The sequence below is a fragment of the Sporosarcina sp. P25 genome (assembly GCF_002743235.1).
Classification (GTDB): domain Bacteria; phylum Bacillota; class Bacilli; order Bacillales_A; family Planococcaceae; genus Sporosarcina; species Sporosarcina ureae_B.
This window is the reverse complement of record NZ_PDYV01000002.1, coordinates 15076-40273: the sequence shown is the minus strand read 5'-3', so window position 1 is coordinate 40273 and position 25198 is coordinate 15076. Positions and strand designations below refer to the sequence as shown.

The window sequence follows — 25198 nt, the reverse complement described above, 5'->3', positions numbered from 1 at the left end:
AACTATATATGAATAATAAAAGCTGTAGTTGAACTACTAAAACGGGCCTATCCAATTTATCTGGATAGGCCCGTTCATGTTTTATCAAGTGAATAAATAGATTAAAATGGATTCGTAGCTATGAAACTGGCTGTTTTTACATACACACGTCGATTTAACTTCAATTGATTTACAATCACTTCAGCAATGTCTTCTGATTGAATCAATTTAGAGTCATCGTTTTCTTTAATCAAATTTAAATCTAGTGCCAAATCTGTTGCTACAGTACTTGGTGTCAGAGCCGAAACACGAATATTATTTCGTCGTACTTCTTGCGCTAATGATTCCGTAAAGCCAATTACCGCAAATTTGGATGCACTGTATGCACTTGAAGTAGCTGCGCCATTTAGACCATTTGTCGATGAAATATTAATGATGTCGCCCGCATTTTTTTCAATTAACTGCGGTAATACAGCACGTGTAACATAATACGTGCCCATCAGATTTACATCTACTATGTTCTTCCATTCCTCTGGGTCCATCTCCAAGACAGTACCAAATGTTGCAATGCCCGCATTATTTATTAAAATATCGGCAGTTCCTAAATCAGCAGTTAACGATGCAATGGCTTCTTCAACTTGCTCTTTAGATGAAACATCAGCCGTTGCATAAGCGACTTTCACACCATGACTTTCAATTTCTGCAGCCACTTCTTTTAAAACAGACTCTGTTCTTGCAAGCAATCCAATATGGACTCCCTCTTTTGCTAATTGAAGTGCTGTAGCTTTGCCTATTCCTCGTGCTGCGCCAGTCACAAAAGCTACTTTTCCAGTTAATGTTTGTGCCATTTTAAAGACCCCTCTCAAGCGTCAAATACTTTCTCTTTTAGTATAACCGTTGAAAAGATCCTTGGCATGAATGCACGCTTGTATAGCTAGTTTGTAAAGTTAACTACTGTCCTATCCATAGTTCCTTTAGTCATTTTTAATGAACGCTGATTATTAACTATAAACCTTATTTACTTATGATAAGGCTCTCCCTTAATAATCCGAAATCCACGATAAATTTGCTCCACCAACACCAACTTCATCAACTGATGTGGAAACGTCATCTTGGAAAAGGACAACTTCTCATTCGATCGTTGCAATACACTACTATGTAAGCCGAGTGAACCACCAATCACAAAGACAATCTTGCTTTTACCATAGGTCATCAATGAATCGATACTGGCTGCGAATTCTTCAGAAGTTTTCATTTTCCCGTCGATTGCTAGTGCAATAACATGCGCGTCTGGTGCAATTTTCGCCAGAATTCGATCAGCTTCTTTCTTTTTAACGATTTCCATGTCGGCTTCGCTTAGTGTTTCAGGTGCTTTTTCATCCGCCACTTCGATTAATTGCATTTTTGCATAGCTATTCAGACGTTTCGTATACTCTTCTATTCCTTGTTTCAAATACTTTTCTTTTAACTTACCCACGGTCACAATTGATATATTCACAGCTTATCCACTCACCTTCCAAAAGTTATACACAATACTTATGCACATATCCACAACCCTATCTACATATTGTGTCCGATTATTTGTTCTGCACTACATGTAAATCTTACTGATTATTGTATCACATCAATGTGGATAACTTTTCATTCGTTTTTCATTTTGAATAGAATTATTTATTTACCATAAAAAATGAAAATGCCTCAACCTATTGACCTGTAAGGGTTTAACACTTGTCACTTTGTTGTTACTTATTATTTTCCTAACATTTTATTTTACACAATATTATACACATTATTTAGATTTTATCCACAATTGGATAACTTCATAAAAAAATCAGGCATCGTAGCGCATTATCGCTAGATGCCTGATGTGGACAGGAAGTTATTCACTATGTGGACAATGTACATTCTATTAGAATGTATTTCCGTCTTTCAAAACCATCTCCAAGTCCAGTTTCTTTCCATCTCGATAGACTGTAATTTTCAATGGATCGCCAATTTCTTTTTTATTATACAAATACTTACGTAGACTGACCATATCCGTCACTTTCTCATCATCCAACTGAACGATTGTATCATACTTCTTCATGCCTGCTTCTATTGCAGATGAATTCGGTATGACGTCCGTTACGACAACACCTTCCGTTACTTCTTCAGGCAATTTTAATGTCTGTTGCTGTTGCTGAATGGGTATTTGTCGAAGATCAAGTAACGATACGCCCATTGTCGGACGATTTACTTGTCCTGTTTCTTCTAAGTGTTCAATAATAGGTAATGCAATATTGATTGGAATAGCCAATCCAATACCCTCTACTGTCGCTTCAGAAATCTTCATGGAGTTGATTCCGATCAATTGGCCGGCCATGTTGATTAAAGCACCACCGGAGTTTCCCGGGTTGATCGCTGCATCTGTCTGCAAGACGTCGGCCTGCCAATCGACATTTCCATCTTTGTTTAAATCCATTGGAATAGAGCGGTCTTTACCTGAAATTACACCCACTGTAACAGATCCCGCAAAGCCAAGTCCTAATGGATTACCGATGGCAATAACCGATTCCCCACGTTTTAACGCATCTGAATCACCGAATTCTACCACTGTATCGACGTGTTCTGCATCAATTTCAACTACAGCCAGGTCTGTCCAAAGATCACTGCCGATTAACTTTCCTTCAACCTTTGTACCATCATCAAAACTAACTTCGAGTTGTTCGGAATTCTCTACGACGTGGTGGTTGGTGACGATATATGCTTTATCGCCTTCTTTTTTATACAAGACACCTGAGCCCGAGCCGGCTTCTTGTGTAGATGTTGTGGAAGACCAGAAGTCTTGGACTGTTTGGATATTTGTAATACCCACGACGGCATTTGCGACGTTACCTACCACATCGGTAATTTCGCTTGAGATGTCCATTGATACTTGTGCATGTTCCGAGTTGGTTTTATCTTCCGTTTGTTTAGAGGTTGTAACATCGTTAGTACTTGATGAGCCAGTCGTGTACATCGTGACTAAAAATACAATAATGCCACCCAATAGTGCGCCAAGTAAGCCTGGCCAAAAACTACTTCTACGTTTTGGATTGCGTTTCGGTTCTACCGGTGGAATTGGTTGTTGCCATTCCATTTCTTCTTTTCTTTCCTCTCTTCTTTCCTCATCCATTCGCATTTCCTCCTTATTAGTAAGTATTCCTACATGTACTGTACCCCAATAACTCTTTGAAAATGCAAAAAGCCTCACTAATTTAGCAAGGCTTTTCGCATTTACTTTAGACTAGCACAAGCTCTGTAGATTCTAATGCATCCGTATCATGCAAGTGAACAAATTCCCCTGCACGAATGCCGCAGTCTTCAAGTGTCTGTGCTACGCTCATGCGCGCCAAGTCTTTCATATTGTTATCTAAGCTAAGATGGGCTAAATAAATATGCGCTTCTTTTTGAGCTACTACTTCACTCATTGCGACAGCTGCATCTTCATTTGATACGTGGCCCACGTCACTTAATATACGACGTTTAATGGACCATGGATAGCGACCCATCTGCAGCATGCTGACGTCGTGATTACTTTCGAATACAAAGCTGTCAGCTCCTTGAATATGACCTTTCATACGGTCACTTACGTAGCCCGTATCGGTAATAATCGCCAGTTTACGGTCACCTTCATTAAACGTATAGAACATTGGGTCTGCTGCGTCATGGGATACAGCAAATGACTGGATATCCAGTGAACCAAATGTTTTCACCGTTTCCATGTCGAAGTGGAAACGCTGATCAACGGGAATCTCTCCTACCAGTCCGTCCATCGCTTGCCAAGTTTTAGCATTGGCATAGATAGGTGTTTTATATTTTCGGGCAAGTACGCCGATCCCTTTTATATGATCACTGTGTTCATGTGTGACGAAAATGCCGTCAATTTGTTTCATCGAGCGATTGATCGATCCGAGCAAACCTTCAATTTTCTTACCGCTCATGCCGGCATCTACGAGAAAAGCATGCTCATCTGTCTCTATATATAGCGAGTTGCCTGTACTACCACTCGCCAAAATGCTAAATCGCATGTGGAAAACTCCTATTCTATTGGTTCTTCTACTATATCCGATTGGAACTCGATGACTTTTCCTTCAATCGCATTGATGAAGTAATGTTCTATCGTCCCATCTTTCAATTTTACCTGAACATTCCACGTCGGTGCAAATACTTGAGTTTCTGTCAGCTGAACGAGTGTCGAATAACCTGATTTGACTTGCATAACAGTGGAATCCGGTTTCAGATAGCCACGTGTAACGAGTGAGGAGACCGCATCGTTTTGCGACAGTAAATCTTTTTTATGATTAAAGCTTAAGAATTCGTCAAGCATACTTTGTTCGTAATGAGTAACTTTTCCATCCTTGTCCCAATGCATGACGAGCATGGCATTCGGGCTGTGGAAAATTGTTTCATTCTTCACCCGTTGAAAGAATACGGCGTTCTGTTCTTCTTCATCCACATCCCAAAGCACGTAATCTTCGCCATTTAGCACATATTTCTTTAAGAACTCGTCAAAGTCATATCCATCTTCTCCCTCAGTCACTTTTACAGGCTTTTTCATTTGGGATAGCAATCGTGATTTTTCGACTAGGACGAATGATTGGTTACTTAACTTTTCTAATTTTTCATTAGTAAAGGTGGCAATATGAGCTGATAAATACGAAACATCTTTTTTAGTGAAAGGGATGGGGTCATACGTAATATTTTCAAGCGCCAACGTTTCTTCGATGGATGTTTTCCCGATAATCTGCATATTTCCGACACTCATTTGCCTGTCTAAATAGAGCCCATACAAGAAGACATTTAGAATTGAAAAGACGATAATGAAGATCGTCTTGGTTCTATTCCAATCCACTCATGCCACCTCCTTGCGGTTCTTTCGGAGCGAAGCGTAACCAGTTATCTTTGATAAGGTAATACCAGCAAGGTTGCAAAATAATTAATTTGCGTTCTACATCATGGATCATATAATAACCGGGAGTGATTTCCTCTATCAAATCGAAGTCTAGCTCTTCTGATTCACGTAAAGACTCTGCCACTTCCACTCCTGAAGGTAGCTTCTCTTGTACCGGTTCGATGTTCACGTCTAATGTGTAATATGGACGTATATATTTGAATACACGCGTATCTCCCCATGTCTCCTTAATTTCACTCATATTCGGTTGATCACTAAAGACTGGCAAACCACCGACATATAGCTGGAACCGGACATAACGGGAATACGGATTCATATAGGCGTAGCGAAACTCATCCGTCCAGCCGCCATGTTCATTGACGAAGTCAATAGAATTCAACAGCAATTCTGAAGGCAATGCGAACTCAAAACTTTCCTCTGTAGGCATGACATAATTTAAAAATTTGTTCTCGGTATCGACAGTCATAAAAGCATGATCGTCTCCATATTCCTCATGCGTCGCATCTATTTGACTACGTCGTACAGCATTCGGGTCACTGAACAAGGCATCACGGAAACGTATTGGGTTGATTTCTTCCTGATAATACGTATTACGCATAATAGTTATAGGATCTTTTGGTACGGCAAGAACTGGTGCATTGTCGCGATCGATTTCCACATATTCTTCAAACGATTGACCAACATCCACTACATTGCGTAGAAAACTTGTTTTATTCGGTAACGTCACCTGCATCTGGTAATGTAAGCCGCTCATTTCACTCAGTAAATGAACAACTGGTGCTTGCGTGGATTGACTCCAGTCTATGACTAGACGATTAAAGGTAGCTTCCGGAATATTCACCTCATCGATTAATAATACATTGTCATAGACTAGCATAGGTACCTCTCCCGTAAAGTAGAACGACATTTGGCTTGGTTGACGCAAGATCTGTGCAATATCAAACTTTTTCATATCTTGGCTTACTAGCTGTAGATCAGATAAATTCCATGTATTCATTTCTGTCAGGATTTTGTCTATTTTTTCGGTATCTGTAGAGCCTAGTACGTGGTCTTTTAAATTAGTAATTATTTTATACGGTTTAATAATTTCATCTATTGTTTTCTTCTCAGAAATGGATATATCGACAGTCTGTAGCTGTTCCAGTGGTTCATAATTGGGTGAATAATTCCAGACCTCAAAGGTGAATAAGACACTCAACGAAACGAGCAACAACAATACGACGGATTTGATTATTTCAATGTATTTCAATCCCACTCACCGTCCTCTTGTTGTTCAAATGGTAGCTTGAAGAATATTGTCGTTCCTTTTCCTTCTTCACTCTGCGCCCAAATATCTCCTTTATGTGCCACAATCATTTCCTTAGCAATTGCAAGACCAAGACCGGTTCCGCCGAGTGCACGGGATCGGGCTCTATCTGCACGATAGAAACGGTCGAAAATTCGATTGACGTTGGATTTAGGTATACCCATTCCATCATCTGAAATCATCACTTTAATATAATCACCTGAAACCGTTACACCGAAGCGGACTTCTCCACCATCTGGCGAATACTTCAAAGCATTGGAAATGATATTGTCTAATACTTGCGTTAGTTTGTCGGTATCGATTTCCACGAATAGACTGCTTGAATACAAGTTCCGTGTGAAGCGTACATTTTGCGACTTGGAGAATTCAAAACGCTCAATAACGGCATTGAAGAATCGGTTAAATTCCACCCATTCTTTATTCAATTCATATTCTTTACTGTCCATGCGTGACAGTTTTAGTAAGTCATTCACAAGACGAATCATTCGCTCGGTTTCATTTTGCGTAACATGTAAGAAGTTCGGAGCAATTTCCTCATTACGCCAAGCTCCTTCTGCCAAGGCATCAAGATAACTGCGCATTGTAGTGAGTGGTGTACGCAGTTCATGCGAAACATTTGACACGAACTCACGACGTTCCATATCAATCTTTTCTTGCTCGGTGTTATCATGCAATACAACAATCAAACCATTTACGAACCCTGTCTCACGCTGGGTAACAGAAATCGTCGCACGTAAAATATATGCTTGATCTTCCGTACTGAAATCTAGTGGAATCGATTCCTTCATCTGGATCAATTCTTCAAACGTATATGCATCATCTATACCAAGAATATTGGCGATAGGGCGATTAATGACAAGATCATTCGTTACGCCAAGCATCTGTAGAGCGGAGTCGTTAATTAGGCTAACTCGTCCTTTACGGTCGGTCGAAATAACACCGTCCGTCATATTTTCCAGAACCGAGGCTAACTTTCGTCTTTCGCTCTCAGTGGTGGACTGAGATTCTTGCAGCTGGTTGGTTAAGTGATTGAATGCGATGGCTAGCTGGCCCATCTCATCCGATCCATACACTTTAACCTTTCGGGTGAAGTTCCCTTTCGCCATTGCCCGTGCTTGTCTCCGCATGTCTGATATTGGTCGGGTAAATGCTCTGGCAATGAAAATCCCGACTAGTATTGTAATGGTTAGTGAGACCGCCGCCGCCCCCGCCAATATCCTATTGATTTCTTCAATTTGTTGAAAAACGGATTCAATATTGGCTTCTACATAAAGCGACCCTACAACTTCATTGCCATTGAAGATCGGCTTGGCCAAGGAAAGCACGCGATTATGCGATTGCGGATCCATCATCACGACATCTTTCATCGTCTCCGATGTAATTGACTTTCGCACATTATCATTAGTCGAATGTTGGCCTACCCTCATCTGATTGTCAAATGAAGATGTCGCCAGAATACGATATTTTGGATTTATAACTTGTACTTCAATAATGTCATCTGATGTGAATTCGACCAAGACATTTTTTAAGCTTTGTTCTAATGTGGGGTCATTGTCTTTTCGTTTTTTTGTAATTTCTTCCCGCACACTGAACTCGACTAAATTCATCCGGTCTACAATAGAATTTGTAAAGTTATCTTTTAGTGTTTGTTCCAGTTCACGGGCAAAATACAGCCCGATAATCTGCATGGACACAAGGATAAGCAGAACATATATCAAGACAAATTTGACTTGAATCGATCGAAAAAAACCTACCTTATGCATAATGGCTTACTCCTGTTCCGGATCACGCAAGTAATAGCCTACCCCACGTCTTGTGACGATCCAGCTTGGATGGCTCGGCGTATCTTCAATCTTTTCACGAAGACGTCGAATCGTTACATCGACTGTCCGTACATCTCCGAAATAATCATAGCCCCATACAGTTTGCAATAGGTGCTCACGCGTCATCACCTGCCCGATATGTTTTGCTAAATAGTACAATAATTCAAATTCACGATGTGTTAATTCGATTGTCACTCCACGCTTTTGAACATAGTATGCATCAGGTTGGATGACAAGTTGACCTACTGTAATATCGTTCGTCTCTTCTTCCTGATCTTCCGCTATAGTTCTTGCATGACGACGCAAGTTGGCTTTGACCCGGGCAATTAATTCTCTTGTGCCAAATGGCTTAGTGACATAATCATCTGCACCTAGTTCAAGCCCTAAGACTTTATCGATTTCAGAGTCTTTAGCCGTCAGCATGATGATGGGAAAATCATGCTTTTTTCGTACTTCTCTACAGACTTCCATGCCGTCGCGTTTAGGAAGCATGATATCTAGAAGCATAAGATCAGGCTGGATTTCTTCCACTCGGTTGATAGCATCTTCACCGTCATATGCGCAAAAGACGTTGAAGCCCTCCTTTTTCAAATTAAATTCTATGATGTCTGCGATGGGTTTCTCATCGTCTACAATAAATATAGTTTTATTTTGCATGACTTGTTCCTTTCTCACCATAATTGGCGATCGAATTTTTAAGCTACATACTGGTCTTACGACTAAATTAAGCAATATACACTCATGTAGCATCTCGAATACTTATCTATCTTTTCTATAGGTACAACCTTATTCTCAAGCTGAAATATATCATTCCATATCCTTTAACTCTATCACGATTTGTGCAAAATCGCACTTTTTCAAGCGGGGGTAGCTTGCTTGGAACGCGAAAAAACAGCGCGTCCTTTTCTATGGTCGTAGAAGAAGGGCGCGCTGTTTTATTCGTAAGATGGAGGGGATTCATGCTGACTCCAGTCGATATTGAGGAATTTGTTGTATTCCTTTGCAAATGCCAACGTTACGGTACCAGTTGGACCATTACGTTGCTTGGCAATAATGATTTCAATCATGTTTTGCATTTCAGTTTCTTTATCGTAGTAATCTTCTCGGTAAAGGAAAGAGACGATATCGGCATCTTGCTCAATACTCCCTGACTCTCGAAGATCGGACATCATAGGACGTTTATCTTGGCGTTGCTCTACACCCCGTGATAGCTGTGATAGTGCAACGACCGGGATTTTCAGTTCACGTGCTAAAGCTTTTAATGAACGGGAGATCTCAGATACTTCTTGTTGACGATTGTCGCTACCCCGGCCGCTTCCCATGATCAGCTGCATGTAGTCAATCATCACCATACCGAGACCGTGTTCTTGTTGTAGACGTCTACATTTTGAACGGATTTCATTGACTCGAAGACCTGGACTGTCATCAATGAAAATACCCGCATTTGATAACGACCCCATAGCCATTGTCAGCTTGCGCCAATCGTCGGCTTCAAGGGTACCTGTACGCAGTACTTGCGCGTCAATATTTCCTTCTGCACATAACATACGCATGACCAGCTGTTCAGCACCCATCTCGAGACTGAAGATCGCGACGTTTTCTCCTGCCTTCGTCGCCACGTTTTGCGCTACGTTCAGCGCAAACGCGGTCTTACCAACAGATGGACGAGCCGCCACAATAATCAAGTCATTACGTTGGAAGCCTGCAGTAATCTTATCCAAGTCACGGAAACCAGTTGGAATACCTGTTACATCACCTTTACGTGTATGCAGTAATTCAATATTGTCATACGTCTCCACTAATACATCTTTGATATGACGGAAGTCACCAGCGTTTTTCCGATTGGATACTTCCATCATTTTCTTCTCAGCTTCGCCAAGTAATGCCTCTACTTCATCTTCCCGTGTATACCCATCTTCTACAATGTCAGTGGCAACGCGGATCAATCTGCGCAGTAAAGCTTTTTCATCTACGATATTCGCATAATAGACAATGTTTGCAGCAGTCGGAACCGCGTTAGCAAGCTCTGTGATATATGAAATACCCCCGACGTCTTCAAGTTCGTTTTTTACTTTGAGTTCTTCGGCGATTGTCACCAAATCGACTGGCTGACCTCTGTCATTTAGTACAAGCATAGTTTCGAAAATCTTTTTATGTGCAATTCGATAGAAATCTTCCGGTAACAATATTTCAGACGCGGTAATCAGTGCTTGTGGTTCTAAAAATATCGCGCCAAGGACCGACTGCTCTGCTTCGTTGTTATGCGGAGGTGTGCGCTCGATCATCTGGTTCAAGCTATTATCTCCTTATCATTCTTCTGTAACATGCACTTTAAGTGTAGCTGTTACATCAGGGTGTAATTTGATCGGAACATTTGTAAAACCAAGTGCACGAATTGGCTCAGGTAATTCCATCTTGCGGCGGTCTACTTTAATTTTATTTTGCTTTTCCAACGCTTGTCCGATTTGCTTGGACGTAATAGAACCAAATAGACGACCGTCTTCGCCAGTTTTCGCCTGTAGCTCTACAGTCAATTTTTCGACTTGCTCTTTTAATTCTTTAGCTTCTGCCAATTCTGCAGCCGCATCTTTCTTCTGGCGTTCCTTCTGTCCTTGCAACTTACTTAAATTACCTGGAGTCGCTTCAACTGCTACATTATTTTTCAATAAAAAGTTTTGTGCATATCCTGTTGAAACCTCTTTCACTTCACCTTTTTTACCTTTTCCTTTAACGTCCTTTAAAAAAATAACTTTCATCATTCATTTCCCCTTTCTCCATATTGATCTAGTACATCTTTTAACATAGTTATTGCTTCATCCATCGTGTCTACACTTAACTGGCAAGCAGAATTTGTTAAATGACCACCGCCACCCAACTCTTCCATGACGACTTGAACATTTAATTCACCCAATGAACGCGCGCTAATACCAATTCTTCCATCATCACGCTTTGCGACAACGAATGAAGCGGAAATACCTTGCATCGTCAGTAGGATATCAGCTGTCTGCGCGATCAGCACGGAGCTGTGCACGACTTCATCCTGCCCTTTTGCAATAGCAATTTCTCCATTGCCTACAAATTCTACAGTCTCAATTAGTTTTGATCGTTCGATATATGTCTCAATATCTTCTTTCAATAAACGCTGTACTAGCACGGTATCGGCACCATTCGTCCGCAAGTAGGAGGCGGCTTCAAATGTTCGAGAACCTGTCCTAAGTGTAAAGCTTTTTGTATCGACTACAATACCTGCTAACATCACTGTCGATTCCAGCATCGTCAACTTTTCGTTCTTCGGCTGATACTCCAGCAATTCCGTTACAAGTTCCGCCGTCGAAGATGCATAAGGCTCCATATAAACGAGCACAGTGTTATTAATAAACTCTTCTCCACGTCGATGATGGTCAATTAATACAACCTTCTGTGCCTTGTCCAGCACGCGTTCATCAATAACCATACTGGGCTTATGCGTATCGACAATAACGACCAATGAACGCTCTGTCATCAATTCCAATGCCTCTTCAGGCATCAACATGTGATCATGTAATTCTTCATCTTGCTGCACTTCATCCATTAAACGGCCGACACTAGTATCAAGCTGATCGAAATTAACGATGACATAACCTTCGACACCATTCATTTTTGCCATCTTACGTACACCAATCGATGCTCCAATCGCATCCATGTCAGGCATTTTGTGGCCCATGACGAACACGCGGTCACTGTCTTGGATTAAATCACGTAGTGCATGTGAAATCACTCTTGCACGCACGCGTGTACGCTTTTCAACAGGATTTGTCTTACCGCCATAGAATTTCAGCTTCCCATCATGATGTTTGATCGCTACTTGGTCACCACCACGCCCGAGAACTAAATCCAAACTCGACTGTGCCAGCTCACCAAGCTCTGTAAGCGACGTAGTACCCGTCCCTACCCCAATACTCAATGTAAGTGATACGCTGTGTTTAGACGTGTTCTCACGAATTGTATCGAGCAATGCAAACTTAGTCTTCTCCAACAACTCTAATGTACCTTCATTGAAAACAGCCAGGAAGCGCTCAGAAGAAATTCGTTTTACGAAGATCCCGTATTCATCTGCCCATTGATTGACCAATGAGGTAATAAGGGAGTTCATCTGGCTTCGTGTCTGGTCGTCCATTGTCTGTGACAGTTCATCATAGTTATCAACTAACAAAATCCCAATCGCTGTTCGGTCGGAATAGTAAAGAGATTGCATTTTCATACGTTCTGTTACGTCAAATAGATAGATCAGTTTCTCTTCCGGTTTGTAATACACACGGTACGAGCGATCATTCAATACGATAACATCCTGATCACTGTCTTCTCTGATCACTTGCCGGAACGCTTCGTTCATATCGTAAAGCTGCGATCCAATCCAAGTCTTATCGGGATAAATGGAGGTTATAAATGGATTGACCCATTCGATTAATTGCTTATCATTTAGCAAGATAATCCCAATTGGCAACTCCAACAATGCTTCTTCTCCTACCCTTTTCATGCGATAGGATAACGTTTCAATATATTTCTCTGTCTCCAGGTAGTTATCATTCTCTACTTTCCAAGCAATACCCAGTGCAAGCGCATAAGCGATAGCGAAAAACAGTCCAACCCAAAAGTTCAATAGCATTAGTAGGACGGAACCTACCGCTCCAAGTAAAGACAAGAATGCTAACGGAATTCGTATCCCACGTTTTTTATAAAATAAATTCACTATCTCATCTCCTACGCTCTCTTATCTTTATCTATCCATGTACGAATGTTAATGGCGATATCCAAAACACCCAACATTACAGTGAAGGGACTGAGGAACATGGCGAATAATGTAGCCAGCACGTTGACGATCATTGGAAGCTTCATCTTGCGCAACGCATAGTAAATCAACGCCAAACCTTGTAAGAAGAATAAGAATCTAAAGATGAGAATGGCATTTGCCTCCAGTAGATAAAACGTCGTTCCTTGTTCAGGCTGTGACAAAATAGAAATCAACAGCAATACTAGATAAACTAATACCGTTGCAAATGGAAGACGCATAGTAAGGAAAGAAGCAAATTTAGGTACTTCAAAACGCAAACGTGTTGCAACCGCTAAAATTGGCATGACAAACAGATAGGCTATTACAAAAACAGACAAGATGAACAGTGAAGGCACAATAGTTTGGTAATATGTAAATGCCTCAGCCACGATTCGTTCTATATCTCTTGTTGAATTTCCCATTCCCGACATAATCACAAGCGCTTCTTGCTGAATAGCTGAAAATTGTTGCATCAACTGTTCAATCGGATTGATTTTCATGAACCACACAGTACCAAGATACAATAAACTCAATGAAATGAGCAATGTGATTCCTGTTGCCATATATACATAAAGTTTCGTCTTGCCCGTTCGCACGGTGTCTCCGATAACGAATCCAACTGCACTCAATACAATCGCTGCTGGAATGGAAAGCAAACCGCCAATCAATAATGTAATAAGCCATGTACACATCGCCACCATTAGTGTTGAGGTCCGGCCATAGCGCAAACGATAAATCGTAATGGGCAATGGAACGAGCAATATTGTCAATAAGCCGAGTAATGGTACGTATAAAGTCATTGCCAGTAATATGGCGAAAAGTGCTACCATCATCGCACCGTACGTAATTCTACTTGCTTGATCTTGCATATCTACGCCCCAATTCATTCACTACTTCTTTTACCACCTATCAATAATTAAAGGACAAGGTGTTGCATCCCTTAATTCATATAAAGCTACAATCATCCTTCTAATTGTATCACGATTCGACGTGAAATCAAAAATACAGGCAGTCGCAGTTTCCACTAAAATGGATGCGCAATGAAATTTTTGGGTATAAAGTTTTCAAAACAAAAAAACCGCCACTGACTGAATAATTCAGTCAGTGGCGGTTTATATATTACCGCTCTTCAGATACGAACGGAAGTAGTGCCATGATGCGTGCACGTTTGATTGCAACCGTCAATTTACGTTGGTATTTAGCGCTTGTACCAGTAACTCGACGAGGCAACATCTTTCCGCGCTCAGAGATAAACTTCTTCAACAAATCTACATCTTTATAGTCGATGTGAGTAATGTGGTTAGAAGTAAAATAGCAAACCTTACGGCGTTTGCGACCTCCACGACGTGGTGCCATAATTGTTGTCCTCCTTCCTATTTACGTATCAAGTGAACCGTTCTATCAGAATGGCAAGTCGTCATCTGTTACTTCAATCGGACCGCCGCCTGGCTGGAATGGATCATTATCGACACGTGTCATATTTTGCTGATTCGGTTGGTAGGATTGCTGGTTATTGTATCCTTGATCTTGGGAAGGTGCGTTATAAGAAGGCGCTCCACCATAAGATGGTGTTTGCTGACGTTCTGTATTGCCACCTTTCGGCTCCAGGAATTGGGTACTATCCGCAACAACTTCTGTCGTGTAAACACGCTTACCGTCTTGACCTTCAAAGCTGCCCGTCTGTATACGACCATCCACTCCGGCAAGACTTCCTTTTCGTAAGTAATTCGCGATATTCTCAGCCTGTTTACGCCAAGCTACACATGTGATGAAATCCGCTTCCCGTTCTCCTTGGGCATTAGCGAACGCGCGGTTCACTGCCAGTGTAAAACGTGTTACAGCAATTCCAGTTTGTGTATACTTCAGCTCAGGATCTTTTGTTAATCGGCCAACTAAAACGACACGGTTTATCATTCAGAATCAAACCTCCCTCATCATAAATTTTTAAATTTTATATCAGATTACGCATCTACACGAATTGTCATATGACGAATGATACCTTCGTTGATGTTCGCTAGACGTGTAAATTCATCGATTGCTTCAGCACCAGCGTTAGCAGTTACTAATTGGTAGTAACCTTCACGTAAGTCGTCGATTTCGTAAGCAAGACGACGCTTGCCCCACTCTTTCGACTCGATGATTTCCGCTCCGTTTGAAGTTAGGACAGTATCAAAGCGTTCAATCAACGCTTTTTTCGCGTCCTCTTCAAGAGTTGGGCGCATAATGTACATAATTTCGTACTTTCTCATCAATAGTCACCTCCTTATGGACTTGGGCCCTACTTTTGCAAGTGGGCAAGGAGTAAGTAAATTTAATATTACTCACATCAGTACATACTATCACATCACAATTGGAATATCAACCTTCAATATACTATACTAAATGAATTAAGGAGTGATCTTGCATGGAAGAACAACGGCCTGTGATTATCGAGCTTAATTTACAGAAAATAGCGAAGCAAAGTCTTTGGCTCACTTTCCTACCGCTCATAGCACTTTTAATAATTCGTGGTCTGTTACAAGGTGAACTATCTCTGTCATTTTCGGTGTGGTATTTTGTCTATGCTTTGGTCGGGTATATTTTATTGATTGTTATACACGAGTTTTTCCATTTGCTCGGTTTCCGTATTTTTTGTAATGTACCGTGGAAGAACATGGCGTATGGCGTCAATTTGAAGATGGGAATTGCGTATGCTACCGCAGATCAGTTGATGGACAACAAAGGCATTCGCAAAGCGTTGTTACTGCCTTTTTGGATGACGGGTGTGTTGCCTGCCATTATGGCATTGTATTTCAATGATGGCGTCCTGTTGCTGTTAAGTGCGATGCTGATTGGCGGAGCAGCTGGAGATATTGCGATGTACAAGGAATTAAAGAAGTTTCCGGATGATGCAATGGTGAAGGATGATCCGGAGTTACCGAAGTTGTATGTATATCCCGTTAAATGAAATAGACAGGCCAACAGTCGGATAGGGGTCGGGATCCTTACTGTTACGCTTTGAATTTAGGCTTGTATTCTGCTCGGCATTTGAACTTGAACTCAAATGTGTTCAAAGACAACCATTATTCACACATCATGATAGTAAGCGGTCTACCCCGTATCTAAGTAGTTCTTGAACTTAACCAACTTCAAACCAAAAAAGCTGATTCTCACATGGAGAATCAGCTTTTTGTATTATACGTTGAAACGGAACAGCATTACGTCGCCGTCTTTAACGACGTATTCTTTACCTTCCAAACGAACCTTGCCAGCTTCTTTCGCTGCTGCCATGGAACCGTGTTCGACCAAGTCGTCGTATGCTACGGTCTCTGCACGGATGAATCCGCGTTCAAAGTCTGTATGAATTACTCCAGCACACTGTGGTGCTTTCATGCCCTTGCGGAACGTCCACGCACGAACTTCTTGTACACCCGCCGTGAAGTACGTAGCAAATCCAAGCAAGTTGTACGTTGCTTTAATCAATTGATCAAGACCGGATTCTTTGATGCCTAGCTCTTCAAGGAACATTTCCTTCTCGTCGTCCTCAAGTTCGGCCATCTCTTCCTCAATCTTCGCACAAACTACGATTACTTCTGCATTGTCCTTCTCTGCAAAGTCTCGAACCTGTTGTACATAGGGATTATTGTCTGCATCTGCAATTTCATCCTCTGAAACGTTCGCTACATATAACATAGGTTTGATCGTTAATAAGTGCATGCCTTTTACGACTTGTAACTCATCATCCGTTAATTCAACGGAACGAGCTGCCATTGCATTTTCAAATGCATTACGTAATTTTAGTAGAATTGGCTCTTCTACCATTGCCTCTTTATCTTTTTGCTTCGCCATTTTGGAAACACGCGCCAAGCGCTTATCTACGCTTTCCATATCTGCTAAGATCAATTCCAAGTTAATGACTTCGATGTCATCGATTGGATTTACTTTCCCTGATACGTGTGTAATGTTTTCATCCACGAAACAACGCACGACCTGACAAATTGCATCTACTTCTCGAATATGTGAAAGGAACTTGTTGCCAAGACCTTCGCCTTTACTTGCACCTTCTACAATCCCTGCAATATCAGTAAATTCGAATGCAGTCGGAACTGTTTTTTTCGGTGTGACGAGCTCAGTCAACTTGTCCAAACGTTCATCTGGCACCTCAACTATTCCTACGTTTGGGTCAATCGTACAGAACGGATAGTTTGCCGCCTCTGCTCCTGCTTTTGTTATTGCATTAAATAAAGTTGATTTTCCCACGTTCGGAAGACCTACAATCCCAGCTGTTAACGCCATTATTCCCACACCTTTCTTATCTATCCAAAGCTTACATTATTCGTTAGTCAACCACTTCATTATAAGGACAATACGCTAGATTGTCCACGTGTTCTCAAGACTCGTTCTTCAGCAGAACCTTTTTCATCTTTTTAGCAAACTCATTACGCGGAATCATAACACTGTGCCCACAGCCTTCGCATTTAATTCGAATATCCGCGCCCATTCGGATGATTTTCCAAGCATTTGTTCCACAAGGATGTTGTTTTTTCATCTCTACCACATCATGCATGTTAAACACTTTGTCCGCCATTGTGTGAATCTCCTTCCCTCTGTTCTTCGCGTATCACCATTCTTGGATAAGGCATTTCAATTCCATTCAAATCCATGAATTTCTTTAAGTCCTGTCGAAGTTTACGACCTACGCCAAAATTAGCAACCGGTTCTGTTTCTGCGGCAATACGTAGTAAGATTCTTGACGGTTCCATACTTTGTACGCCCAATACCTCTGGTACACCGATAACTTCCGAATAACGTTCTCTTGGTAACTTTTTAAGGAATTCTTTGATTAATTCTTCCGCATGGTCAATATCCGTCTCATAGGATAATGCCAGATCAAGTAAGACCATGGAATTTGTGACGGAGTAATTGACAACTTCACCTATTTGTCCGTTAGGTATCGTATATAACTCGCCACCATACAACGCAATTTTCGTTGTGCGAAGCCCTATTTCCATGACGGTTCCTTCACCTGAATTAATGCGTACATAATCCCCGACCCCAAATTGATCTTCGAAAATGATGAAAAATCCGGAAATGACGTCCTTTACCAAGCTTTGGGCACCAAAACCGACGGCCAAACCAAGCACACCTGCACCTGCTAGAAGACCTTTTACGTCTATTCTGAACTCTGTCAAAATCGCTAGAATAGCAGAAAAATACACGATGTATTTCAATGCATTTTCCAAAAGTTTGACTATGGTATTTTCACGTCGTTCTGTTTTACGCATTGGACTTTTTAGCTTAATAGCGAAAAACCGGCGAATCAACACTTGACCAACTTTCACGATGATTCCCGCTACAACAATAATTAACATGATGCGAATAGCAAAGTATCCAGTGCCAAGCCAAAAATCCGCATCAAATAGGGTATCTTTTACTTGTTGAATTGCTTTTTCTAGACCTTCTAGGTTTTCTTTCACTTCTTCTTTTGTAGTAGAAGTTGCTGTCATTGAAAGAAATCCTCCTTTCGTATAAACCGTTACCTCTGAGGATATACTGCACAGCAATACCTGCGCAGAATACATTTCAGCGTAAATACATCATAAAGGATTGGTGTCTCCTATGCATACAGCTGAACCCTCTTCTTATCATTACCGTATTTCTAGTAAAGAAACCGGCGTCGTGTGGAAATTAAGTTCTTATTTCATGCAACATATCCCTTTTAAACAACAACCAATCATTTTTTATTGTATTGGAACCGATCGTTCTACTGGTGACTCTCTCGGTCCGTTGACAGGCTCCTATTTGTCAGAGCTAAGTCTATTCCCTTACACAGTAGTTGGTACATTACAAGACCCTTTGCACGCACTTAATCTACAACAACGCATTGAGCTCACGAAATCATTATATCCCGATGCTTTTGTAGTGGCAATTGATGCCTGCCTAAGTAAGAAGGACGCAGTTGGTGATTTATTGTTTCATAGCGGTCCAATTGCACCAGGGAAAGCTGTAGGTAAAGAACTTCCCTTAGTTGGAGATGTATCAGTCAAAGGAATCGTCAATGTCGGAGGTTTCATGGAGCAGGCTGTTTTACAAAGCACTCGTCTTCATCTGCCGTTTGAAATGAGTCGTATGATTGGCCGTGCTTTACAATTGGCACATCATCGTCAGCCATCAAAAAGCATATACAATCGTTACGATGATCGCAACTACCCCAATACCTGGGATAAAATTGGCTACTCGGATTTTCGTCAAGCCGATTAGATTTAATCCGATTGCCGCAATCATCAAACCACCTGTAGCTGTCATTTCAGAAATGAATAACTGCATTAACTCATCTGGGACAAACCGACTGAGGACGGTAGCAAGAAAGGTTATACTTCCTTGATAAATCAATAGAGGGATGGCCGCAAATGCCACACCAATGCCTAATGTAGAACTAAAGATGATGGAAGTGAATCCATCTAATATTCCTTTCATTATTAAAACGTTGTGGTCATTACGGAGACCACTATCAATAGCCCCGATAATTGCCATAGAACCTACGCAAAAAAACAGCGTAGCCGTAACGAATCCTTGTGCGATTCCTTGTCCTTCTTTTTTAGCGGGCAACTTTTTTTCAATCCATCGCCCCAATTGGTTAACCTTTTGATCAAGGTCAATCCATTCGCCGATGATTGCGCCTATCACAATACTAAGTATGACAATGACTATTTGTGTCGTTTCGAATGTCATTTGTAAACCAATTGCTACTACGGCCATTCCTATTCCGTACATGATGGTTTCTTTCATGCGTTCGGGTATTCCATATAAAAACCTTCCAATTAATGTACCGATGATAATCGTAAATACATTAAACAGTGAACCAAACAATATCATGTAGTCACGTCCAAGTTCTTTTCAAGAATAAAACCTATTTTGCAATGAAAGCAAAATAGGTTTGTGTATCATCACTCAGCGTTCAATAATTCAAGAATACGTTCAAAATCCTCATCCGAATGAAACTCGATTTCGATTTTACCTTTTTTCTTCGTTTTCTTAATGGTTACATTTGTACCGAATTGTTCACGCAGTGTGTTTTCCTGTGCTTCAATAAATATATCTTTTTTCTTTTCCTTCTTTGTTTCACGTGGAACATCTTCATTTAAATGTTGAACTAATTTCTCCAATTGACGGACATTTAATCCTTCCGTCTTGGTCTTTTCCGCAATAGCTAAGATTTGTTCTTTTTTACGCAAACCGAGAAGTGTTCGGCCATGTCCCATTGAAAGTATTCCGTGGGAAATGTCTTTCAAAACTTTCTCCGGTAACGCGAGTAAACGAATGTGGTTGGCAATATGTGGTCTACTCTTGCCTAACCTAAAGGCAAGTTGCTCTTGTGTGAGCTTTAGACTTTCCATTAGGTTTTGATATGCCTCTGCTACTTCAATTGGGGATAAGTCCTCACGCTGCAAGTTTTCGAGAATAGCCATTTCCATGGATTGTTCATCTGTCAAATCACGTACAACTGCTGGAATTTCTTTTTTGCCTGCTAATTCAGAAGCACGGAATCTTCTTTCCCCTACAACGATTTCATACTGCGTACCTACACTTCGTACGATGATTGGTTGCAGAACGCCATGTTCCTTAATTGATTCGCTCAATTCATTCAAAGACACATCATTGAATTCTTTGCGCGGCTGATATGGATTGACTTTAATACTTTTTAGACGTAAAAGCTCTACCTTTTCTAATGTTTCACGAGGAAATAATGCATTAAGACCCTTACCTAGACCTTTACTCATTCTCCACCACTTCCTTTGCCAACTCTGAATACACTTCCGCACCTTTGGATCGTGGATCATATAATATAATCGGCTTACCATGACTCGGTGCTTCACTTAAACGAACGTTACGCGGAATGATTGTTGTATACACTTTATCTTGGAAGTATTTCTTTACTTCTTCAATAACTTGAATGCCTAAATTGGTCCGAGCGTCAAACATTGTCAATAATACCCCGTCAATATAAAGTGCCTCATTTAAATGTTTTTGAACCAAGCGGATCGTACTTAGCAATTGGCTAAGTCCTTCGAGCGCATAGTATTCACACTGTACAGGAATTATAATTGAATCCGAAGCCGTTAATGCGTTCAACGTTAAAAGACCAAGAGATGGAGGACAGTCGATAATGACATAATCATAGTCATCTTTAATGTCTTGAATTGCGTGTTTCATACGAACCTCACGGGATATCGTAGAAACTAGCTCTATTTCAGCACCCGCAAGCGAAATGGTAGCAGGAACAATTTCAAGATTTTCAATATCTGTTGGCAGAATAACGTCACGTACTGGCACATCATCAATTAACATATTATAAATACAGTCTTGTACATCACCTTTGTTAACACCGACTCCGCTCGTCGCATTTCCTTGTGGATCGGAATCAATTAAGAGCACTTTTTTGCCTAAATGGGCAAGGCATGCACTTAAGTTTACAGAAGTCGTCGTTTTTCCGACTCCGCCTTTTTGATTTGCTATAGCAATAATCTTACCCACTCTTGCACCTGCTTTCTTTCCTATTTCGTTTGTCTTACTAGTATACCAAAGTTTTACTCGTGGCTTCCTATGTTTGAAGTTCCTGACAAAGAATATGTTCTATGTGATCTATTTCAGTTTATCATCTTCACTGTATGAACTCTATTGATATATAAGAAAACCCTTGCTAGTAAATCAGCAAGAGTTTCCATTCGTCACTTTTTACATATTTTCACCGTAATCGTGTAGTATTCTTCAGAATCCACTTCCTCAGAGACTACTTCAATTCCACTCTTAGATATCAGCGCAAGAGATTCGCGCAAGGTATTCACTGCAATACGAACATCCTTACTCACAGCTTTTTGTCGAGGTCCGCGTCTTCTTGCGGGTTGTACTTTCTCAACTGATTCTGCTGGATACAATATTTCTTTAATCCTAGCTTCTAAATCCTTGACGTTATATTGATTTATTTTGATTTCTTCCAGCACTTCCATTTGAAGTGTCGGTTCTTTTAACGGTAATAAAGCACGTGCATGACGTTCAGATATCTTTTTCTGTAAAATTGCTGTTTGAACCGGTTCAGGTAATTTCAACAAGCGCATCTTATTTGCAATTGTAGACTGCCCTTTACCGAGCCGTTGCGCCAATGCTTCCTGTGTTAATTCATGTAGCTCTAGTAAACGTTCATAAGCATGTGCTTCTTCAATTGCCGTTAATTCTTCACGCTGCAAGTTCTCAATTAAAGCAATCGAGGCTGTCTCTTTATCATCTAAGTCACGCACAATTGCTGGTACTTCTGTCCAACCAAGCTTACGCATTGCCCGAAATCTTCGTTCCCCAGCGATGATTTCGTATGATCCGTCTTCTTTTGTTCGAATAACAATGGGTTGAATAACGCCATGTGTATGGATTGTTCTAGCAAGTTCTTCAATTTTTTCTTCATTGAAAATTGCCCGTGGCTGGTATTGATTCGGTGTAATTGAATCAATTGCAATTTGTGCTACCTTCTCCAGATGATGAACTTTTACTTCTTCTATTGTAGTCATCTTTTCTCCCCCACCAAAAAAACGCGAAAAAGTACTTTTCAACCTCTGCACCACCTTTTCGAAACTATTCCCTTTTTTACTCTTCTATATAATTGTTTCACGTGAAACATTTCCCACAATTAGTTTGCTGTAATCGGTGTTTTATTAGGTACTCCTGGTTTTCTAGGATATTTCTTAGGTGTCTGCTTTTTCTTTTCAAATACAAAAATATGACGTTCACTATCTTCTTCCGGTAATAAGAATTCATGTTCATTCTGTAAAACTGCTCCAAGTAGTTTTACTGCTCGAGTAGCATCTTTCATTTCTTCCGATGCAGCTGCACCTTTCATAGAAACAAACAGTCCCCCTTGTTTGGCAAGCGGAATGCAAAGTTCCGATAATACCGATAACCGTGCTACCGCGCGTGCAGTCACTACATCAAACTGTTCACGGTACTTCGGGTCACGACCAAACTCTTCTGCCCTAGCATGGACAAATGCCACATTTTCAAGCTGTAATTCACCAGCCAAATGATTTAAAAATGTAATACGTTTATTCAATGAATCTACAATCGTCACGTGTAGGTGCGGGTAGATAATCTTCAACGGGATACTCGGAAAACCCGCGCCAGCACCTACGTCGCAAACAGACTCATATTTTGTGAAGTCCACGTAAAATGCACTTGTTATGGAATCATAGAAATGCTTTAGATATACGGAAGGTGCATCCGTAATTGCCGTCAAGTTCATCTTTTCATTCCATTCGACGAGCACTTCAAAATAGCGTTTGAATTGTTGCTTCTGTGCATCGGACAACTCAAAACCTTTCTCTTGCAGAGCTTCGTAAAACTGTTCTTCTGTCATGTTCTCATTCCTTTTCAAAAAGACTGACGCCACTGAACGCCAGTCAAAGACTCAACCGGATACTTTCGCAATTTTCCCTTGTTCAATATAGACAAGTAAGATAGAGATATCTGCTGGATTGACACCAGAAATACGTGATGCTTGTGCAATTGACAATGGCTGTACTTCTTTAAGGTTTGCCTTTGCTTCTTTCGCAATACCTGAAATCGCATCATAATCAATGTTTTCTGGAATGCGCTTATTCTCCATCTTTTTCATTCTTGCTACTTGCTGCATGGACTTTTCGATGTATCCTTCATACTTAATGAAAATTTCTACTTGTTCCGCCACTTCTTCATTAATTTCTTCAAGAGGTGGAACTACTTTACACAATTCGCTATACTTCATTTCCGGCCGTTTCAATAAATCAGCCGCCTTCATTGGTTCACGAAGCGGTGTTCCATCCACTCCAGCGATAATCGCTTGGATTTGTTCGGTCGGCTTCACAGTAATCTTGCGTAAATGATCAATCTCCGCGTCAATTTGTGCTTTCTTCGCCAAAAACTTCGTATGGCGCTCTTCACTAATCATTCCGTTTTGATAACCGATTTCCGTCAAGCGCATATCAGCATTATCATGACGAAGCAAGAGACGATATTCCGCTCGTGACGTCAAGAGACGATAGGGTTCACTCGTACCTTTTGTGACCAGGTCATCGATAAGTACACCAATATACGCATCACTGCGTCCAAGGACGACCTCTTCTTTGCCAAGTACGTTGCATGCTGCATTGATTCCCGCCATCAATCCTTGTGCTGCAGCTTCTTCATATCCCGAAGTTCCGTTTATTTGACCAGCTGTGTACAAGTTTTTGATTTTTTTAGTTTCCAGCGTTGGCCATAGTTGTGTCGCAATTATGGAATCGTACTCAATCGCATAGCCCGCACGCATCATTTCAGCCTTTTCAAGTCCCGGTACGCTCGCAATTAGGCGATGCTGTATATGCTCAGGAAGACTTGTTGACAACCCTTGCACATATACTTCCCTTGTATTACGGCCTTCAGGCTCAAGAAAAATCTGGTGTCGCGACTTGTCCGCAAAACGTACAATTTTATCTTCAATGGATGGACAATAGCTGGGTCCTTTTCCTTTAATCATACCCGAATACATCGGAGATAAATGAAGGTTTTCATTGATGATTTCATGTGTTTCCGGAGTGGTATACGTTAACCAACATGGTAGTTGATCCATAATGTATTCCGTTGTTTCATAACTAAATGAACGCGGCACGTCGTCTCCTGGCTGAATCTCTGTTTTACTATAATCAATCGTATTACTGTTGATACGCGGAGGTGTTCCTGTTTTGAATCGAACCGTCTGTAGACCAAGCTCCTGCAGATGTTCTGCCAGTTTGATAGACGGCATTTGATTATTCGGTCCACTAGAGTATTTCAGATCCCCAATGATAACCTCACCGCGTAAAAATGTACCTGTTGTAATAATGACAGTCTTCGCACGGAAAATTGCACCAATCTGTGTCACTACGCCTTTTATTTCATCATCTTCTACGATCAACTGCTCGACAACCGCTTGACGAAGTGTCAAATTCGGCTCCTCTTCCAGTATCCGCTTCATTTCTTGCTGATATAGTACTTTATCCGCTTGTGCACGCAAAGCACGCACTGCTGGACCTTTCCCTGTGTTCAATAAACGCATTTGAATATGCGTTTTATCTATGACTTTTGCCATCACGCCGCCTAGTGCATCTATTTCACGCACTACGATACCTTTTGCAGGTCCTCCTAATGAAGGATTACATGGCATGAAAGCAATCATGTCTAAATTCATTGTTAATACTAATGTCGATGCGCCCATCTTGGCGGATGCGTAGGCTGCTTCTGCGCCTGCATGTCCAGCTCCAATGACGATACAATCGAACGTGCCTGCTTCAAATTGTGGCATGTTCGTTCATCCTTCCCATTTATAA

26 protein-coding genes are annotated in these 25198 nt (G+C 41.0%); 2 read left to right on the top strand and 24 right to left on the bottom strand.

Annotated elements, in window-relative coordinates; all coding sequences use genetic code 11:
- Window positions 1–101 precede the first annotated feature (101 nt).
- The 15 genes from CSV70_RS01950 to rpsF all read right to left on the bottom strand — a co-directional run bounded on the left by CSV70_RS01950 (window position 102) and on the right by rpsF (window position 15100).
- Entirely contained in the window at window positions 102–827 is a 726-nt protein-coding gene (locus CSV70_RS01950; RefSeq protein WP_099626606.1) for a 3-ketoacyl-ACP reductase, read from the bottom strand.
- 170 nt (window positions 828–997) lie between these two features.
- Complete coding sequence (gene rlmH, locus CSV70_RS01945) at window positions 998–1477, bottom strand: 23S rRNA (pseudouridine(1915)-N(3))-methyltransferase RlmH (protein WP_029054359.1); 480 nt, start codon at window positions 1475–1477, stop codon at window positions 998–1000.
- Window positions 1478–1888: 411 nt separating this feature from the next.
- A complete protein-coding gene (locus tag CSV70_RS01940; RefSeq protein WP_085132239.1) occupies window positions 1889–3133 on the bottom strand; it encodes a S1C family serine protease in 1245 nt (414 codons plus the stop codon).
- A 106-nt stretch (window positions 3134–3239) separates the two neighbouring features.
- Window positions 3240–4028, bottom strand: coding sequence for an MBL fold metallo-hydrolase (locus CSV70_RS01935; protein WP_085132240.1), 789 nt, complete (start codon window positions 4026–4028; stop codon window positions 3240–3242).
- A gap of 11 nt (window positions 4029–4039) precedes the next feature.
- Complete coding sequence (locus CSV70_RS01930) at window positions 4040–4852, bottom strand: two-component system regulatory protein YycI (RefSeq protein ID WP_099628424.1); 813 nt, start codon at window positions 4850–4852, stop codon at window positions 4040–4042.
- The gene (locus CSV70_RS01925) at window positions 4839–6167 is read right to left on the bottom strand and encodes a YycH family regulatory protein (protein WP_099626602.1); all 1329 of its coding nucleotides are present in this window, start codon (window positions 6165–6167) and stop codon (window positions 4839–4841) included. The genes CSV70_RS01930 and CSV70_RS01925 overlap by 14 nt, the downstream gene beginning before the upstream one ends.
- Entirely contained in the window at window positions 6158–7981 is a 1824-nt protein-coding gene (walK, locus tag CSV70_RS01920) for a cell wall metabolism sensor histidine kinase WalK (protein ID WP_085132243.1), read from the bottom strand. Before walK ends, CSV70_RS01925 begins: the two co-directional genes overlap by 10 nt.
- A 6-nt stretch (window positions 7982–7987) precedes the next feature.
- Window positions 7988–8698: a response regulator YycF gene (gene yycF, locus CSV70_RS01915; RefSeq protein WP_085132244.1), complete on the bottom strand. Its 711-nt coding sequence runs from the start codon at window positions 8696–8698 to the stop codon at window positions 7988–7990.
- Window positions 8699–8976: 278 nt separating this feature from the next.
- Window positions 8977–10326, bottom strand: a complete 1350-nt coding sequence (gene dnaB / locus CSV70_RS01910; protein ID WP_369802569.1) for a replicative DNA helicase — start codon at window positions 10324–10326, stop codon at window positions 8977–8979.
- A gap of 24 nt (window positions 10327–10350) precedes the next feature.
- Window positions 10351–10797 carry a 50S ribosomal protein L9 gene (rplI, locus tag CSV70_RS01905; protein WP_085132246.1) on the bottom strand — a complete coding sequence of 149 codons (447 nt, stop codon included), beginning with the start codon at window positions 10795–10797 and terminating at the stop codon, window positions 10351–10353.
- The gene (locus tag CSV70_RS01900; protein WP_085132247.1) at window positions 10797–12770 is read right to left on the bottom strand and encodes a DHH family phosphoesterase; all 1974 of its coding nucleotides are present in this window, start codon (window positions 12768–12770) and stop codon (window positions 10797–10799) included. The genes rplI and CSV70_RS01900 overlap by 1 nt, the downstream gene beginning before the upstream one ends.
- A gap of 11 nt (window positions 12771–12781) precedes the next feature.
- A complete protein-coding gene (locus CSV70_RS01895) occupies window positions 12782–13738 on the bottom strand; it encodes a DUF2232 domain-containing protein (protein WP_099626598.1) in 957 nt (318 codons plus the stop codon).
- A gap of 232 nt (window positions 13739–13970) precedes the next feature.
- Window positions 13971–14207, bottom strand: a complete 237-nt coding sequence (gene rpsR / locus CSV70_RS01890) for a 30S ribosomal protein S18 (RefSeq protein WP_029054370.1) — start codon at window positions 14205–14207, stop codon at window positions 13971–13973.
- 45 nt (window positions 14208–14252) lie between these two features.
- Window positions 14253–14765 carry a single-stranded DNA-binding protein gene (gene ssb / locus CSV70_RS01885; RefSeq protein ID WP_085132249.1) on the bottom strand — a complete coding sequence of 171 codons (513 nt, stop codon included), beginning with the start codon at window positions 14763–14765 and terminating at the stop codon, window positions 14253–14255.
- A gap of 47 nt (window positions 14766–14812) precedes the next feature.
- Window positions 14813–15100, bottom strand: coding sequence for a 30S ribosomal protein S6 (gene rpsF, locus CSV70_RS01880; protein WP_085132250.1), 288 nt, complete (start codon window positions 15098–15100; stop codon window positions 14813–14815).
- Window positions 15101–15255: 155 nt separating this feature from the next.
- On the opposite strand from rpsF, the gene CSV70_RS01875 reads away from it, so the two are divergent.
- The gene (locus CSV70_RS01875; protein ID WP_099628423.1) at window positions 15256–15798 is read left to right on the top strand and encodes a DUF3267 domain-containing protein; all 543 of its coding nucleotides are present in this window, start codon (window positions 15256–15258) and stop codon (window positions 15796–15798) included.
- A 227-nt stretch (window positions 15799–16025) separates the two neighbouring features.
- Here CSV70_RS01875 and ychF read toward each other — a convergent pair whose 3' ends face one another.
- The 3 genes from ychF to CSV70_RS01860 form a co-directional block, all read right to left on the bottom strand.
- Window positions 16026–17126: a redox-regulated ATPase YchF gene (gene ychF, locus CSV70_RS01870; RefSeq protein WP_085132252.1), complete on the bottom strand. Its 1101-nt coding sequence runs from the start codon at window positions 17124–17126 to the stop codon at window positions 16026–16028.
- Window positions 17127–17220: 94 nt separating this feature from the next.
- A complete protein-coding gene (locus CSV70_RS01865) occupies window positions 17221–17418 on the bottom strand; it encodes a DUF951 domain-containing protein (RefSeq protein WP_085132253.1) in 198 nt (65 codons plus the stop codon).
- Window positions 17399–18337, bottom strand: a complete 939-nt coding sequence (locus CSV70_RS01860; protein ID WP_233191745.1) for a mechanosensitive ion channel family protein — start codon at window positions 18335–18337, stop codon at window positions 17399–17401. Before CSV70_RS01860 ends, CSV70_RS01865 begins: the two co-directional genes overlap by 20 nt.
- Before the next feature lie 112 nt (window positions 18338–18449).
- Here CSV70_RS01860 and yyaC point away from each other — a divergent pair, with 112 nt between their 5' ends.
- A complete protein-coding gene (yyaC, locus tag CSV70_RS01855; protein WP_085132255.1) occupies window positions 18450–19091 on the top strand; it encodes a spore protease YyaC in 642 nt (213 codons plus the stop codon).
- On the opposite strand, the gene CSV70_RS01850 is transcribed toward yyaC, so the two are convergent.
- The 6 genes from CSV70_RS01850 to mnmG all read right to left on the bottom strand — a co-directional run bounded on the left by CSV70_RS01850 (window position 19002) and on the right by mnmG (window position 25173).
- Complete coding sequence (locus tag CSV70_RS01850) at window positions 19002–19706, bottom strand: DUF554 domain-containing protein (protein WP_099628421.1); 705 nt, start codon at window positions 19704–19706, stop codon at window positions 19002–19004. The two genes, yyaC and CSV70_RS01850, sit on opposite strands and share 90 nt — an antisense overlap.
- 71 nt (window positions 19707–19777) lie before the next feature.
- Entirely contained in the window at window positions 19778–20611 is an 834-nt protein-coding gene (locus CSV70_RS01845) for a ParB/RepB/Spo0J family partition protein (RefSeq protein WP_085132257.1), read from the bottom strand.
- Window positions 20604–21365, bottom strand: coding sequence for a ParA family protein (locus CSV70_RS01840; RefSeq protein WP_085132258.1), 762 nt, complete (start codon window positions 21363–21365; stop codon window positions 20604–20606). The genes CSV70_RS01845 and CSV70_RS01840 overlap by 8 nt, the downstream gene beginning before the upstream one ends.
- Before the next feature lie 194 nt (window positions 21366–21559).
- Window positions 21560–22432 (bottom strand): nucleoid occlusion protein, encoded by an 873-nt coding sequence (gene noc / locus CSV70_RS01835; RefSeq protein WP_085132259.1) that lies wholly within the window; start codon window positions 22430–22432, stop codon window positions 21560–21562.
- A gap of 77 nt (window positions 22433–22509) precedes the next feature.
- On the bottom strand, window positions 22510–23232 hold the full coding sequence (gene rsmG / locus CSV70_RS01830; protein ID WP_099626593.1) for a 16S rRNA (guanine(527)-N(7))-methyltransferase RsmG: 723 nt from the start codon (window positions 23230–23232) through the stop codon (window positions 22510–22512).
- Window positions 23233–23283: 51 nt separating this feature from the next.
- Window positions 23284–25173 carry a tRNA uridine-5-carboxymethylaminomethyl(34) synthesis enzyme MnmG gene (gene mnmG, locus CSV70_RS01825; RefSeq protein WP_099628420.1) on the bottom strand — a complete coding sequence of 630 codons (1890 nt, stop codon included), beginning with the start codon at window positions 25171–25173 and terminating at the stop codon, window positions 23284–23286.
- Window positions 25174–25198: the final 25 nt, after the last annotated feature.